The sequence below is a fragment of the Vibrio sp. 704 genome (genome assembly GCF_033339295.1).
Genome location: NZ_JAWOUH010000008.1, coordinates 170,262 through 185,206 on the forward strand (window position 1 = coordinate 170,262; position 14,945 = coordinate 185,206).

Genomic DNA, 14,945 nt, shown 5'->3' on the forward strand with positions numbered 1-14,945 from the left:
GCACCTATGTACACTCTGATTGATGCTGCGTTATCTCGCGCTCGCACTATGCTGACATTGTTGGTGATGATATTAATTGCAGGTGTCATTACTTACGTCACAATCCCCAAGGAATCGAGCCCTGATATTACCATTCCTATTATCTACGTTTCTGTTGGGCATCAAGGCATTTCTCCTGTCGATGCCGAGCGTTTATTGGTTCGTCCAATAGAGCAAGAGCTGCGTTCAATTGAAGGCGTAAAAGAGATGACCTCTGTGGCATCAGAAGGTCATGCTTCGGTGACGCTGGAATTTAGTGTCGGAGTGGATCTTGATAAAGCGATGGCAGATGTGCGTGATGCGGTTGATCTTGCGAAGCCAAAGTTACCAGAGGACAGTGATGAGCCGACGGTAAACGAAGTCACGTTTGCATCTGAAGAGCCTGTTTTGACCGTTGTGCTCTATGGCACCGTACCAGAGCGAACCATTGTTCAGATTGCCAGAACGTTACGTGATCGTTTGGAAAGTTTCCGTCAGGTTCTTGAGGTTGAAATCGCAGGAGATCGCGAAGACATCGTGGAGATAGTTGTCGATCCGCTATTGATGGAAAGCTACGGTCTCGATCAAGCGGACATCTATAATTTAATTGCCTTGAATAACCGAGTTGTGGCTGCGGGGTTTGTCGATACTGGGTATGGACGCTTTTCGGTAAAAGTCCCATCGGTTTTTGATTCACTGAAAGATGTGCTTGAACTACCGATCAAGGTGAATGGCAAAGAGGTGATCACTTTTGGCGATGTGGCGACAGTACGACGTGCATTTCGCGATCCTGAAAGTTTTGCTCGTTTAGATGGCGAATCTGCCATCGTTTTGGACGTAAAAAAACGGGCAGGGGAAAACATCATTGAAACGGTTGAGCTGGTAAAAGAAGTACTGGCTCTGGGACAGAAGCGCGCCGAGTGGCCCGACAATTTGCAAGTTAAATATACTTGGGATCAATCCGACGATGTCAAATTGATGCTCAGTGATCTACAAAACAATATCTTATCCGCAATTATCCTCGTAGTTATCGTCATTATTGCCATATTGGGGGTTAGGACCGCGCTTCTCGTGGGGATTTCTATTCCAGGATCGTTCTTGACTGGGTTGTTGGTGTTATCGGTATTTGGGCTGACGGTCAATATCGTCGTACTGTTTGCTTTAATTATGGCGGTAGGCATGTTGGTGGATGGTGCCATTGTGGTGACAGAGTTTGCAGATCGGCGCATGCAAGAAGGAACGCCACGTAAAGAAGCCTATCGAGATGCAGCAAAGCGAATGGCCTGGCCTATTACCGCATCCACAGCAACCACATTGGCTGCGTTTGCTCCGTTACTTTTCTGGCCAGACATAACTGGTGAGTTCATGAAGTACTTACCACTTACTTTAATTGCTACCTTGGCCGCTTCGCTGATGATGGCTTTATTGTTCGTTCCTGTCATCGGTGGGATCATTGGCAAGCCTCAAGTAGTCAATCAGAAAGCTCAGCGAGAAATGGTGGAGCTGCATAACGGCAACTTTGAAAAAGCGACTGGCATTACCAAGCTTTATTACCAGACTCTGTCGGTAGCGATTCGTCATCCATGGAAAGTCTTACTCAGCGCGATACTGCTAGCGGCAGGTGTCGGCTTCACTTACAACAAAGCTGGCTTGGGTGCAGAGTTTTTCCCTGAGGTGGACCCTGCCTTTTTTACCGTTAAAGTTCGTTCTTATGGTGACCTGTCTATTCACGAAAAAGATGTTGTTATGCGCGAAATCGAGAAGGTGATGCTCGGTCATGACGAGTTTGAAAGTGTCTACACGCGCACAGGATCGAGCGATAATGGGGACGAGATTGGCCAGATTCAAATAACGCCTGTGGATTGGCAGTATCGACGCAAAGTGAAAACCATTATTGAGGAACTAAAAGAGACGACAGACCGCTTTTATGGTGTTGAACTTGAGTATAAATTCCCGGACGCAGGACCGCCTGTCGAGCATGATCTCGTGATTGAAGTGTCATCACGAAATTTGAGTGTTAGTGCGTTAGATGAAGCAGCCAAAAAAGTACGACATTGGGCTGATGGTAATCCTGCACTGACCAACTTGAGTGATACCACTAATAAGGAAGGGATTGATTGGCAAATTGATATCCAGCGAGATGACGCCTCTCGCTTTGCAGCGGATGCTACTTTAGTCGGGAATACCGTCCAGTTTGTTACGAACGGCTTGAAAATAGGCGATTATTTGCCCGATGATGCGGATGAAGAAGTCGATATTTTGGTGCGCTATCCGCAAGATAAGCGCGACATAGGTCGATTTGATCAACTGAGAGTGAAAACGGCAGCTGGTCTGGTACCGATTACGAATTTTGCTCAAATCAAACCAGATCATAAGCAAGACACTATTCGTCGGGTCGACGGTCATCGAGTTATCAATATTAAAGCGGATATGGTGGAAGGTTACAATTTGGCGCTTGAGTTACCTAAGATTGCCGCTGGAATGGAACAGCTCGACTTACCGGAAGGCATTGAATATAAGATTCGGGGTCAAAATGAAGAGCAGGAAAACTCATCAGCATTCTTGCAAAATGCTTTTATTGTCGCGCTTGGTGTCATGGCTTTGATTTTAATTACGCAGTTTAATAGCTTTTATCAAGCTTTCTTAATCCTTAGTGCAGTGCTGTTTTCTACCGTTGGTGTCTTCGCTGGGTTACTTATTTTCCAAAAGCCATTTGGCATCATTATGTCGGGAATTGGAGTGATTGCGTTGGCTGGTATCGTGGTAAACAATAATATTGTTTTAATCGATACTTATAATCAGATGCGTAAACGTGGCTTAGAAAAATCTGAGGCTATTTTGCGTACCGGTGTGCAGCGTTTAAGACCCGTTTTACTTACGACGGTGACCACCATATTAGGCTTATTGCCAATGGTGTTAGAAATGAACATCGACTTAGTTAATCAGAAAGTGGAGTTTGGCGCACCAAGCACTCAATGGTGGTCTCAGCTTGCGACCGCTGTCGCGGGTGGTTTGGCGTTTGCGACTTTGCTAACGTTAGTTCTGACACCGTGTTTGCTTATGCTCGGGAGAGAGCATCACTCCGAAAAGTAAGCTTTATCGTGATGATATCGACAAAACAAAAAGGGCAGCTTCGCTGCCCTTTTCAATACCTGGCTTACTTCATTGCTAGCAGTTTGCTGTAGCGTTCAAGCTTGTCCATGCTAATTTTCGCGTTTGCCATGAAAGTTTGTCTCGCTTTGCCTGTCAGGGATTTAGATTGTGGCAAATTCACCGTGCGCGGGTTTTTATGGACACCATTCACAAGGAACTCATAGTGCAGGTGAGGGCCAGTTACACGGCCAGTTCCGCCAAGCGTACCAATGGTTTGGCCTTGCTTAACGCGTTGACCAGCTCGTACAGTACGTTTGGTTAAGTGCAGGTACTTGGTAATGTAAGTATTGCTATGTTTAATGAAAACGTAGTTACCATTAAATTTGTTGTAAGACGATTTTTGAACAACGCCATCACCAGCCGCCCAAATCGGGGTGCCCACTGGTGCCGCATAGTCCGTGCCTCTATGAGGACGAACGCGTCCCGTCACTGGATGTAAGCGGCGTGGGTTGAAATTAGACGAAACTCGACGGAAGTCCAACGGCGCGCGTAAGAATGCTTTTTTCATTGCACGCCCATTTTCGTCGTAATACTTGCCACTTTTCTGATCCAATATTGCGGTAAAGGTATCGCCTTGGTTTTTAAAGATCGCAGCAATGATTTTTCCACGGCCGATTACTTCACCTTCTACCACTTCCTCTTGGTAAAGTACTCGGAAGCTGTCGTTTTTACGAATATCTAAAGCAAAGTCGATGTCCCAACCAAATATGCCAGCCAGTTCCATGATTTGGTTACCATTTAATCCAGAAGATATTCCTGCATTCCAAAAGTTTGATTTGATGGTGGCTTCAGCGTAGTTGTACTGGAAGTCGACTTCTTTTTTATCAACTTCAGAAACGTACTTGCCGTCTTTTAATGTGATACGAAAAGTCTCGAACGCGCTTAGTGTTCTTCTTAGCTGCACCAAGTTGTTATTTTCGTCAAAACCAAATTGCAATCGGTCACCAGGTCGAAGCCGAGTTAACTGTTTTTCCACTTCTTTGTCTGATGACACCAGTTCATGTAATAGACGAGCAGAAAGCCCTACGCGACTAAATAAGATGGCAGCACTCTCGCCATTTTTTACCTTGTATGTCTCCCAGCGCAGCACGGCGGGAACCGCAGGCGATGAACTATTTAGTGCACTGAGTTCGAGGGAAACTGGCACAGGATAATGTTGACCAACTTTTAATCGGCTCTGCTGCGGGTCTAGGTCTTGCGGATCAGGTAAAAAGAAGAGCGCGAAGATAATCAGCGCACTAAAAAAACCGATCAATACTTTGTGCAAGAGTGGAAGTCGGACAAAAATCGAATGCATGAGGTACTTGATTGCTAAATTAAACGGAAAAAGTGACAACTACCTAGTCTAACGTGTTTCAAAATGCATCGCTATTCAAGTAATATGTTCAGCTATTATATTTTTGCCAAATCTGTGGGAGTGAACAAGAATGGCGAGCATTGAAGCTGCACTAGCCGAGATTAAGCGCGGTGTTGAAGAGCTGATTCCAGAAGAAGAGCTAATCGCAAAACTAAAAGAAGACCGTCCTCTACGTATTAAATTGGGCGCTGATCCAACAGCACCTGACATTCACCTAGGCCATACGGTTATTTTCAATAAGCTTCGCTTGTTCCAAGAACTAGGTCATGAAGTGACGTTCCTAATCGGTGACTTCACTGCAATGGTTGGTGACCCAACAGGTAAAAACACAACTCGTCCACCGCTAAGTCGCGAAGACGTATTGCGTAACGCTGAAACGTACAAAGAGCAAGTGTTCAAAATTCTCGATCCTGCAAAGACTAAAATTCAGTTTAACTCTGAGTGGCTGTCTGAACTGGGCGCAGAAGGTATGATTCGCCTTGCGGCAAACCAAACCGTTGCTCGTATGCTAGAGCGTGACGACTTTAAAAAGCGTTACGCGGGTGGTCAGCCAATTGCTATTCATGAGTTCATGTACCCACTTCTACAAGGCTGGGACTCAGTAGCAATGGAAACGGATGTTGAATTAGGTGGTACAGACCAGAAGTTCAACCTTCTAATGGGTCGTGAACTGCAAAAGTCTCACGGTCAAAAACCTCAGGTTGTACTGATGATGCCGCTTCTAGTGGGCCTTGATGGCGAGAAGAAGATGTCTAAGTCAGCAAACAACTACATCGGTATCAGCGAAGCGCCAAGCGAAATGTTTGGTAAAATCATGTCTATTTCTGATGACCTAATGTGGAGCTACTACGAGCTGCTCTCTTTCCGTCCTCTGGAAGAGATTGCTCAATTCAAAGCTGATGTAGAAGCGGGCAAAAACCCTCGTGACATCAAAGTATTGCTAGCAAAAGAAATTATTGCTCGTTTCCACAGTGAAGCCGATGCCGATGCAGCAGAGCAAGAATTCGTAAACCGTTTTGCGAAGAACCAAATTCCTGATGAAATGCCAGAGTTTGACTTTGACGCAGGTCGCCCAGTGAGTAATCTGTTGAAAGAAGCAGGCTTATGTCCATCATCGTCAGATGCGATGCGCATGGTTAAGCAGGGCGCTGTGAAGATTGATGGTGAAAAAATTGCGGACAGCAAATTTGCTCCAGAAGCGGGTACTTACGTGTTCCAAGTAGGCAAACGTAAATTTGCTCGTATTACTATTCAGTAATTCATAATGACTGCAAATGAAAGCGTCCGAAGGGCGCTTTTTTTGTATGAAAATTTAGCAAAAACGGCAAAGTAAAACTTCCATACCTGATGAACTTTGCTACTATACTAGCGCTGCCAATAATGGCAGCGCTATTGGAGATTTACATGAACAATACCGACCATCCTCCCAGTCGTTGGGTGAGTAAGATTAAGGGAGCGAAATAGCCCGCTTCGGTATTGGCGATCTCCGCCTTACCTAAGTGGTGAGGCATCTTTTCTAATTTTCTTCTCGTTATTTCCTTCATACATTCTGAATAGACAGTGCATTCGCATTGGTTTTCTCTGTGCATCTTATTTGTTGTCTGACTTTTAGCGTGCAAGAGTGGCTTTTCATGCTTTGTCGATGGTCGTTACCAATGCCAATCGGGAGATTCGCCATGACGGTAATGAACAACACTTTTATTGAAACAACACCAAACTTTTCTGAAGTAGAAATTGGTGCTGCTCGCAATGCATTCTTGCAGTACGAGCAAGAGCAACAAGTCCATTTGCTTACGGTTATGCCGATTGATGAGGCTGTAGGTATTTTACAGCATTGCTCTGTCGGCTATGTGAATAGTCTTATTGCTCAACTTGAGCAAGCAGGTCATGACAAACGCGCACGTCATTATGCTCACCAACTGGGTCTGCATATGTCTGAAGTTGATACACCCGATGGTTATTTATCAACTAGTGTTTTAGGGCATGTAAAACAGCGTATTGGATGGATCATTGCGCTGGCTCTTTTAGGGATAGTGTCAGGCTTGATCATCGCTCAGTATGAGGACACCCTTAGTCAGCTTGTTTTACTTGCAGTGTACATGCCAGTGATTGCAGCTGCTGGTGGTAACACAGGAACACAAGCAGCAACTTTGGTGATTCGTGCTCTTGCTACTGGAGAGTTAAAAAAACGCCAATGGTTAGAAGTTTTGTGGAAAGAGAGCCGAGTCGCTCTATTTATTGCGCTAGCGATTGCTATCGTGATGATTGGACGCATTATGTTATTTAGTGCAGGACAATCAACAGGAGGCTTTGAACTGACCGATATCGCACTGGCAATAGCAGTTGCGCTGTTCATTCAAGTCACCATTTCTACAACATTGGGCGGGCTGTTGCCAATTATTGCACGAGCTTGCAAGTTGGACCCAGCCGTATTGGTGAGTCCAGTTCTTGCGTCTATCGTCGATATTTCAGGAATGTGGATTTACTTTAACGTGGTGAACTATTTCTTAGGTATTGCCTGACTAAAGTTCACAATGTCATTGTAAAAAAGCTGCTCAAAATGTGTAATCGGGGCGATGACAGGTGTGTTGTCGTCCCGTTTTTCTGGGAAGTAGTCTGAAACAAACTGAACAAAAATGGTGTTAGGTTGACCATTTTTATCCAAGCCATATCCAGCCATATTGTAAGTCCCGTAGATAGAGCCACTTTTCGCGATCAGCTGTCCTTTAATTGGAAGTTTTCGCATACTTTGTCGGTACTTTAATGTGCCGGATTCACCTGATTTCGGCATGATGGCAATCAATTTGAGTTCGTTTTCATGCTTCCAAATATAGCGCAGCATTTCAGCCATCTTGGTCGCGGAGATCCGGTTATTTCGCGAAAGTCCTGAGCCGTCTTCTAGGCGCGCATTACGAATATCAATACCAGTGTTGGCGAAAATGATCTGCTTGATCGCTTCTGTCCCGTTAGTAAAACTGCCTGGCTGAACGAAAAATTTAGCGCCAAGTGTTTTGGTTAATGTGTCGGCAATTAAGTTGTCAGAGTTTTTGAGCATATCTTCGAGAATGTCTGGTAAGGCTTTTGATTGATGCATTGCGATGAGCTTTCGCTGCTTTTCTGGCGCCGTACCGACCCTAATCTTTCCCGATACCCCAATGTTGAGCTCCTTGAGCAAAGCCGCCAACCTTTGACTGGTGTAACGCTCAGGGTCTTGAACCGCAAATTTCAGTGGCAATGGTTTGTCTCTTTCAACCAAGCACCCTGTTAGCTTGTAGTTGTTATCGGGATTTGCAACTAAACCTAAGTCACAATGACGACTTTTCTTAATGGTTTTAGAAACTGTTTCTACGGTACTTGTGACACGAATAGGTTGATGCTCTGGTACGTAGACCCGCGTTCCACCATCTTTTTGTGTATAGATAGAGGCTTGTACACAGTTGTTATTGAGTGTGATGGTCGATGCCGGAGCGCTGTAGCAAACTCCCAAGATATCCCACGGCCAGCCCACCGCACGGTTATAACCAGTGAATGCGCTGTTATCGAGCCATAGGTCACCGTTAATCCGTTTTAAGCCATTTTTCTTAGCTAGAGTGAGAAGTGATTTTAAGTCGTTGGTTTGGAGTGTTGGGTCGCCGACAAAGTAAATCACTGTATCTGAGTTCGACGTTTCCAGCTTGGTTCGAAACCGGAAGTTATCACCCAGTTCTAGCTTTGCGGCTAATGCGGTGACGATTTTTAATGTACTCGCTGGTGGGAACAGTTGTTCGGTAGGATGAACACCGTCAAGCTCAGCATTTTCACTGAGTTTTTCCGCAACTAAACTGATGCGGGCGCCTTCAGGCAACACCTCTTGATGAGGGTACGCTTGTGAAAAAGCAGAAAGTAATGAAGAGAATATGAGCAAGGGCCAACGTAAACGCATAATGATACTTTCTAAGGTGAGTTATGTGATTGAGTATACGCAAGTCCTTTCAATATGCTAGGTAACTAAAGAAATGCTTCAAATGTCTTCATGAATGAGACACGAGAGAAAGGCGCGCTGCTTAAAATGAAGTATAAAAAATGCCCGCTTAAAGCGGGCATTCGATATTCTAGTCAAAGACCGGAATTAGAAGTCGTAACGTAGACCTAGAGCTAGCTCGTCTTCAGCATCGATCTTAGTTGCAACTGTTTTGCTCGTGTCAGTTGAACCAAACTTGTCACCTGCATCAATCAGGTTGAAGTTGTAAGAAATGTAACCACGGAAGTTAGGCTTGAAGTAGTAAGAAGCATCAACAGCGAAGTTGTTTGCAGAAGTTTCGTTGTTAGTTTCTGCATTGTTGTATGATGTTGTAAATACTGTTTGGCCTAGAGTGTAAGCACCCGCTAGCTCGTAACCAGTGTAATCAACTGTGTTACTGTTGTTTGAATCTTCCATTTTCTCGCCGTCAGTGAATACACCAGCGAAGTAAAGATCAGACATTGTGTAAGATGCAGCTAGCATGTACTCGTTAGCTTTGTCTTGATCTGCGTAACCAGCACCTAGCTCAAGACCAGTGTCAGCTAGAGCGTAGATTGCAGATAGAGAGTAACCGTCTTGTTTGTTGTCGTAGTACTCACCAGTGTTTTTGTTTTCCATACGATCAGCGAAGCGGTAGCTTGCTTTTACGCTTAGGTTTTCAAACTGGCCTTTGTAAGCCATCATGTTGTCTGTACGGTCTGATACAGCTAGTTTGTCTGCTGCAGAGTTACCGTGGTAAGCCATGATATCTGTGAAGTCAGTGATAACGCCTAGTGCACCTTCAGTTTTACCGTATGCGAACTCACCGTAAGCACCGCCAAGACCAGCGTAAGCAAGACGAGTTTCTAGATCGCTCTTGTCGTCGCCGTCTACAGTACCGTTTTGAGCAGTCTCAAATTCACCTTCCCAGAAACCAACACCGTATAGGTTGTCATTGATTTCTTGTTTACCAAGGAAGTTTAGACGGATGCGAGATTTGTCTTGAGCGTCGCCATCTTTCATAGATAGACGTGCTTCAGCACGGCCGCCCATTTCTAGAGAAGTACCGTCTTGGTTGTAAAGTTCAGCTGCGTTTACGCCAGTTGCCATAGCTGCTGCAGATACAGAAAGAGCAATTAGAGTCTTTTTCATCTTATTTGTCCTAGTTAGCTGTCCATAATCATTGTTGTATGGGGGAGAGGTGATCTCTCACAAGTTGTTGGTCCAAAATTGGCTAATTGAGCGATATAGTTCGCACTTGTAAGCCATTGATCTAACAACTCGCTGGACATGTTTTACTGCTAAAGTTTCCGTATGAGTTAGTAAAATGATATAAATCCCACTGATGAACACTGTTCAATTGTGCGTTGTTTTTATTTAAATTACTGTTTTTGATTGAAATTATTGGCAATGACATTGGCCTGACATTGATTAGTTTTTATCTTTTTTGAGGTTTTTGGTGTAATGAACAGTGTTGTTTTTCAATAAATTGAGAAGGTGATTCGCCCTAGAACCGCTCTAAAAGTGAGTTATATCATTATGCCGAAAAGGCATAGTCTTGCTGTCTTTCGAATTAAGATGATTTCGTCCGGGAGTTTGTTTACACTAAACGAAATACATCTTTAAGCGCACTACCCAGTCCTATGACAGGGTGGGCTTTTTTTGTCCAAAGACCCATTTGGGCTTGAGGTTATAAAATGGAAAAAGTTCCAATGACACTACGTGGCGAGCAAAAGCTACGTGCAGAACTCGATCGTCTACTTAAACTACGTCCTCAGATCTCAGAGGCAATTGCTGAAGCTCGTGAGCTAGGTGATTTAAAAGAGAATGCTGAATATCACGCCGCTCGTGAAGAGCAGGGCATTTGTGAAGCACAAATCCGTGACATTGAATACAAACTGTCAGTTGCTCAAGTTATTGATGTAACGAAGATGGATAACACGGGTAAAGTTATTTTTGGTTCAACCGTAACCTTGATTGATATCGACACCGAAGAAGAAAAAACGTACCAAATCGTTGGTGATGACGAAGCCGATATCAAAGCAGGTCGCATTTCAGTGAGCTCACCTATTGCTCGTGGCCTGATTGGTAAGATGGAAGGCGATGAAGTTGCTATTCAAACTCCGGGTGGCGCGAAAGACTTCGAAATTGACCGAGTAGAATATATCTAAGTCGTTTGGAGTAGCATTACTACTCTGATAAAACGCAAAAAGGTCGCCTCAGGCGACCTTTTTTCTTCAGCAACGTAAGTAGAGTTACTTACGAGGGATTTCGATTTTACGCTCTTCAGACTGGCGGTATAGCACAAGCACTTTACCAATAGTCTGAACTTTTTCAGCGCCCGTCTCACGTACGATAGCGTCGATGATTAGCTGTTTTGTTTCACGATCTTCCGAAGCAACTTTTACTTTGATAAGTTCGTGATGGTTAAGAGCGATTTCAATTTCTGCTAGCACGGCTTCTGTAAGTCCATTTGCGCCCATTAGCACAACAGGTTTTAAACTGTGAGCTAGGCCTTTAAGGTGCTGCTTTTGTTTGGTGCTTAGGTTCATTACGCGGCCAATTTTCTTTAAAATAAGGGTTGAAAAAAGCTATTTTAACGCCATCTATTGCTGAAGACTATAATTTATTGAGTAATAGGTAGCGCCTATTAAAACAATAGCTCCAATTTGTGCCTTGTTGGGATTAAAATGAGTAAACAAAAACATTCGGCTAGTTCTGGTCGTTGGTTGAAAGAACACTTTGATGATAAATACGCGAATGAAGCCCGAAAAAAAGGCTACCGCTCACGTGCTTATTTCAAGATCGATGAGATTCAAACGAAAGATAAATTGTTAAAGCCTGGAATGACAGTCGTCGACTTGGGGGCTGCGCCGGGCGGATGGTCTCAATATGCTGCTAAGATAGTAGGGGACAGTGGTCAGATCATCGCGTGTGACTTGCTTCCTATGGACCCGATTGCTGGCGTTAGCTTTTTACAAGGCGACTTTCGTGATGATGCAGTATTGGAAGCTTTGCTAGAAAGGATCCAACCTTCCATGGTAGACGTAGTAATGTCTGATATGGCGCCTAACATCGCGGGAAACAATTCTGTTGATCAACCTCGCGCTATGTATTTAGTTGAATTAGCTTTAGATATGTGTCGACAAGTTCTAGCGCCTAATGGTAGCTTTGTCGTAAAGGTTTTCCAAGGGGAAGGCTTCGATCAGTATGTGAAAGAAGTCCGAGACATGTTTAAAGCCGTAAAAATTAGAAAACCAGACTCATCGCGAGCTCGCTCTCGAGAGGTCTTCGTCGTAGCCACTGGTTACAAAGGTTAACCATTTTGCTCTCTTGAGAGCGTGTTAACACTATAGCTACAGTTAATGAACTGTAGTACCCTACCTTTAATTACAATTAGTTATCGAGAGGCTTACACCTTGAGTGACATGGCAAAAAATTTAATTCTGTGGCTTGTTATCGCCGTCGTATTGATGTCGGTATTCCAGAGCTTTGGCCCTGGAGAAAGCAATGGCAGAACCGTGGATTACACCACGTTTGTACAGGAAGTTGGCCAAGGCCAGATTCAAGAAGCAACTTTTAAAGACGGTGAAATTAGCTTTGTTCGTCGTGGCGGCGGTGCCAAAATGGTCACTTACATGCCAGTGTATGACCAAAAGCTTCTAGATGACCTAATTAACCAAAACGTGAAAGTACAAGGCACGCCTCCAGAAGAGCAAAGCTTGCTTGGTACTATCTTCATCTCTTGGTTCCCAATGATCTTACTGATTGGTGTATGGATTTTCTTCATGCGTCAAATGCAAGGCGGCGGTGGTAAAGGCGCCATGTCTTTTGGTAAGAGCAAAGCTCGAATGATGAGCGAAGAACAAATCAAGACAACTTTTGCTGACGTTGCTGGTTGTGACGAAGCAAAAGAAGACGTGAAAGAACTGGTGGACTACCTACGCGATCCAAGCCGCTTCCAAAAACTGGGCGGTAAGATTCCAACGGGTGTTCTAATGGTTGGTCCTCCTGGTACGGGTAAAACGCTTCTAGCGAAAGCCATTGCCGGTGAGGCGAAAGTACCATTCTTTACTATCTCTGGTTCTGATTTCGTAGAGATGTTCGTTGGTGTTGGTGCATCTCGTGTGCGTGACATGTTTGAACAAGCAAAGAAAGCCGCACCTTGTATCATCTTTATCGATGAGATCGATGCGGTAGGTCGTCAACGTGGCGCAGGTGTTGGTGGTGGTCATGATGAACGTGAACAAACACTAAACCAAATGCTCGTTGAGATGGATGGTTTCGAAGGTAACGAAGGTATTATCGTTATCGCTGCGACTAACCGTCCTGATGTGTTGGACCCTGCGTTACTGCGTCCTGGTCGTTTTGACCGCCAAGTGGTAGTTGGTCTTCCAGATGTACGTGGCCGTGAACAGATCCTAAAAGTTCACATGCGTAAGGTCCCTCTAGCGGGTGATGTAGAGCCTTCTCTCATCGCGCGTGGTACTCCAGGCTTCTCTGGTGCTGACCTAGCAAACTTAGTTAACGAAGCAGCCCTGTTTGCTGCGCGCGGTAACAAGCGCAACGTTTCTATGGTTGAGTTTGAACTGGCGAAAGACAAAATCATGATGGGTGCTGAGCGCCGTTCAATGGTGATGTCTGAGGAAGTTAAAGAGTCAACCGCATACCACGAAGCGGGTCACGCGATTGTTGGTCGCTTGGTTCCTGAACACGATCCAGTGTACAAAGTGTCTATCATTCCACGTGGTCGTGCGTTGGGTGTAACAATGTACCTTCCAGAGCAGGACCGCGTGAGTATGTCTCGCCAACACCTAGAATCAATGATTTCTAGCTTGTACGGTGGTCGTTTAGCAGAAGAACTTATCTACGGTGCTGACAAAGTATCAACCGGTGCTTCTAATGATATCGAGCGCGCAACAGATATTGCTCGTAAGATGGTTACTCAATGGGGTTTCTCTGAAAAGCTTGGCCCTCTGCTGTATGCAGAAGATGAAGGCGAAGTGTTCTTAGGACGTAGTGTAACTCAGACTAAACATGTGTCTGACGATACAGCGAAGTTGATTGATGACGAAGTTCGTCAGATCATTGACCGCAACTACGATCGTGCGAAGAAGATTCTTCAAGAGAACATGGATATCATGCATGCGATGAAAGATGCGCTGATGAAGTATGAAACCATTGATGCTCGCCAGATTGATGACTTAATGGAGCGCAAAGCTGAAATTCGTGAGCCTGCGGGCTGGAGTGATAACTCAGCAAGCAAACCAGAAGACAGCGACAAGCCTCAAGCAAAGCAAGAAGTTAAAGAAGAAGCAACGGAGACTGCGAAAGATGCAGAACAGCCTAGCTCTTCTGAAACAACTTCTAACGAAGCGCCTGAAAAGAAAGACTCTGAATAAAGAGTATCGATAATATTAAACCCCGAGTTATCTCGGGGTTTTTGTGTTTATGATGATGATTACAGCAAATAACAAATCTTTGGACCTTTCGCGTCCACATGTCATGGCCATTCTAAATGTGACACCGGATTCCTTTTCGGATGGCGGTAAATACAACTCAATTGAACTTGCTCTTGCTCAAGTTGATAAAATGATAAAGGCTGGTGTAAGTATTGTTGATGTTGGTGGTGAATCGACAAGACCTGGTGCACCGGATGTGTCTTTGGAAGAAGAGCTTAGGCGTGTTGTCCCAGTAATCAAAGCCATTCGTGAAAAATATGATGTATGGATTTCCGTTGACACCAGTAAAGCAGAAGTGATGCGTCAAGCAATTGATGCTGGGGCTGATTTGATCAATGACATCCGCTCGCTGCAAGAGCCAGGTGCTCTGGAAGTCGCAGCAGAAGCAAACCTTCCAATTTGTCTGATGCATATGAAAGGTCAGCCTAGGACCATGCAAGTTGACCCTCATTATGATGATTTAATGGGGGACGTGTCGGCTTTTCTAGAAGAACGTATCGCGGCGTGTGAAGCAGCAGGGATTGATAAATCTCAACTGATTCTCGATCCTGGGTTTGGCTTTGGCAAAACAATCGAACACAATTATCATATGCTTGCTCATCTTGAAAAGTTTCATGAATTCGGCCTACCTATTTTGGCTGGCATGTCTCGTAAATCCATGATCTTCAAACTGTTAGACAAGCCAGCAGCAGAGTGTACGAACGCAAGTGTTGTTTGTGCTACGATTGCCGCGATGAAAGGCGCGCAGATCATTCGCGTGCATGACTTTGAAGAGACAATCGAAGCAATGAAAGTTGTTGAGATGACGAAAAACAATATTTAAAAATAATAAAGGAAAGTTTATGTCGAATGAAAGACGTTACTTTGGTACTGACGGTGTGCGCGGTAAAGTAGGACAATACCCAATCACTCCAGACTTCGTACTTAAGCTTGGCTGGGCTGCTGGTCGTGTACTAGCGAAACAAGGCACAAAGAA

At 44.6% G+C, this 14,945-nt stretch carries 12 protein-coding genes; 8 read left to right on the plus strand and 4 right to left on the minus strand.

Annotation, left to right across the window (positions count from 1 at the left end; translation table 11 throughout):
• The first annotated feature begins 6 nt into the window (after nt 1-6).
• A complete protein-coding gene (gene vmeK / locus R7R24_RS13580) occupies nt 7-3,111 on the plus strand; it encodes a multidrug efflux RND transporter permease subunit VmeK (protein ID WP_054579092.1) in 3,105 nt (1,034 codons plus the stop codon).
• A gap of 64 nt (nt 3,112-3,175) precedes the next feature.
• Here vmeK and R7R24_RS13585 read toward each other — a convergent pair whose 3' ends face one another.
• Entirely contained in the window at nt 3,176-4,468 is a 1,293-nt protein-coding gene (locus R7R24_RS13585; RefSeq protein WP_054579093.1) for a peptidoglycan DD-metalloendopeptidase family protein, read from the minus strand.
• A 130-nt stretch (nt 4,469-4,598) separates the two neighbouring features.
• Between R7R24_RS13585 and tyrS the strand changes: the two genes are divergently transcribed.
• On the plus strand, nt 4,599-5,786 hold the full coding sequence (gene tyrS / locus R7R24_RS13590; RefSeq protein WP_017820416.1) for a tyrosine--tRNA ligase: 1,188 nt from the start codon (nt 4,599-4,601) through the stop codon (nt 5,784-5,786).
• Between the two features lie 418 nt (nt 5,787-6,204).
• Nucleotides 6,205-7,050 (plus strand): magnesium transporter, encoded by an 846-nt coding sequence (locus R7R24_RS13595; RefSeq protein WP_005380062.1) that lies wholly within the window; start codon nt 6,205-6,207, stop codon nt 7,048-7,050.
• On the opposite strand, the gene dacB is transcribed toward R7R24_RS13595, so the two are convergent.
• Both dacB and R7R24_RS13605 read right to left on the minus strand, forming a co-directional pair.
• Nucleotides 7,029-8,450, minus strand: a complete 1,422-nt coding sequence (dacB, locus tag R7R24_RS13600; protein WP_017635897.1) for a serine-type D-Ala-D-Ala carboxypeptidase — start codon at nt 8,448-8,450, stop codon at nt 7,029-7,031. The two genes, R7R24_RS13595 and dacB, sit on opposite strands and share 22 nt — an antisense overlap.
• A 186-nt stretch (nt 8,451-8,636) precedes the next feature.
• Nucleotides 8,637-9,659: a porin gene (locus R7R24_RS13605; protein WP_005380064.1), complete on the minus strand. Its 1,023-nt coding sequence runs from the start codon at nt 9,657-9,659 to the stop codon at nt 8,637-8,639.
• Between the two features lie 545 nt (nt 9,660-10,204).
• Between R7R24_RS13605 and greA the strand changes: the two genes are divergently transcribed.
• Nucleotides 10,205-10,678 (plus strand): transcription elongation factor GreA, encoded by a 474-nt coding sequence (greA, locus tag R7R24_RS13610; RefSeq protein ID WP_054579094.1) that lies wholly within the window; start codon nt 10,205-10,207, stop codon nt 10,676-10,678.
• Nucleotides 10,679-10,762: 84 nt separating this feature from the next.
• Here the strand turns inward: greA and yhbY are convergent, their stop codons facing one another.
• Nucleotides 10,763-11,059 carry a ribosome assembly RNA-binding protein YhbY gene (yhbY, locus tag R7R24_RS13615; protein ID WP_005380066.1) on the minus strand — a complete coding sequence of 99 codons (297 nt, stop codon included), beginning with the start codon at nt 11,057-11,059 and terminating at the stop codon, nt 10,763-10,765.
• 138 nt (nt 11,060-11,197) lie between these two features.
• Here yhbY and rlmE point away from each other — a divergent pair, with 138 nt between their 5' ends.
• From rlmE to R7R24_RS13635, 4 genes are all read left to right on the plus strand, one after another.
• A complete protein-coding gene (gene rlmE / locus R7R24_RS13620) occupies nt 11,198-11,827 on the plus strand; it encodes a 23S rRNA (uridine(2552)-2'-O)-methyltransferase RlmE (RefSeq protein ID WP_005388985.1) in 630 nt (209 codons plus the stop codon).
• Between the two features lie 108 nt (nt 11,828-11,935).
• Nucleotides 11,936-13,909, plus strand: coding sequence for an ATP-dependent zinc metalloprotease FtsH (gene ftsH / locus R7R24_RS13625; RefSeq protein ID WP_017635895.1), 1,974 nt, complete (start codon nt 11,936-11,938; stop codon nt 13,907-13,909).
• A 52-nt stretch (nt 13,910-13,961) separates the two neighbouring features.
• Nucleotides 13,962-14,792 (plus strand): dihydropteroate synthase, encoded by an 831-nt coding sequence (gene folP / locus R7R24_RS13630; RefSeq protein ID WP_017820419.1) that lies wholly within the window; start codon nt 13,962-13,964, stop codon nt 14,790-14,792.
• Between the two features lie 19 nt (nt 14,793-14,811).
• Nucleotides 14,812-14,945, plus strand: a 134-nt coding sequence (locus R7R24_RS13635) for a hypothetical protein (RefSeq protein WP_318119515.1), incomplete at its 3' end; no start/stop codon positions are given.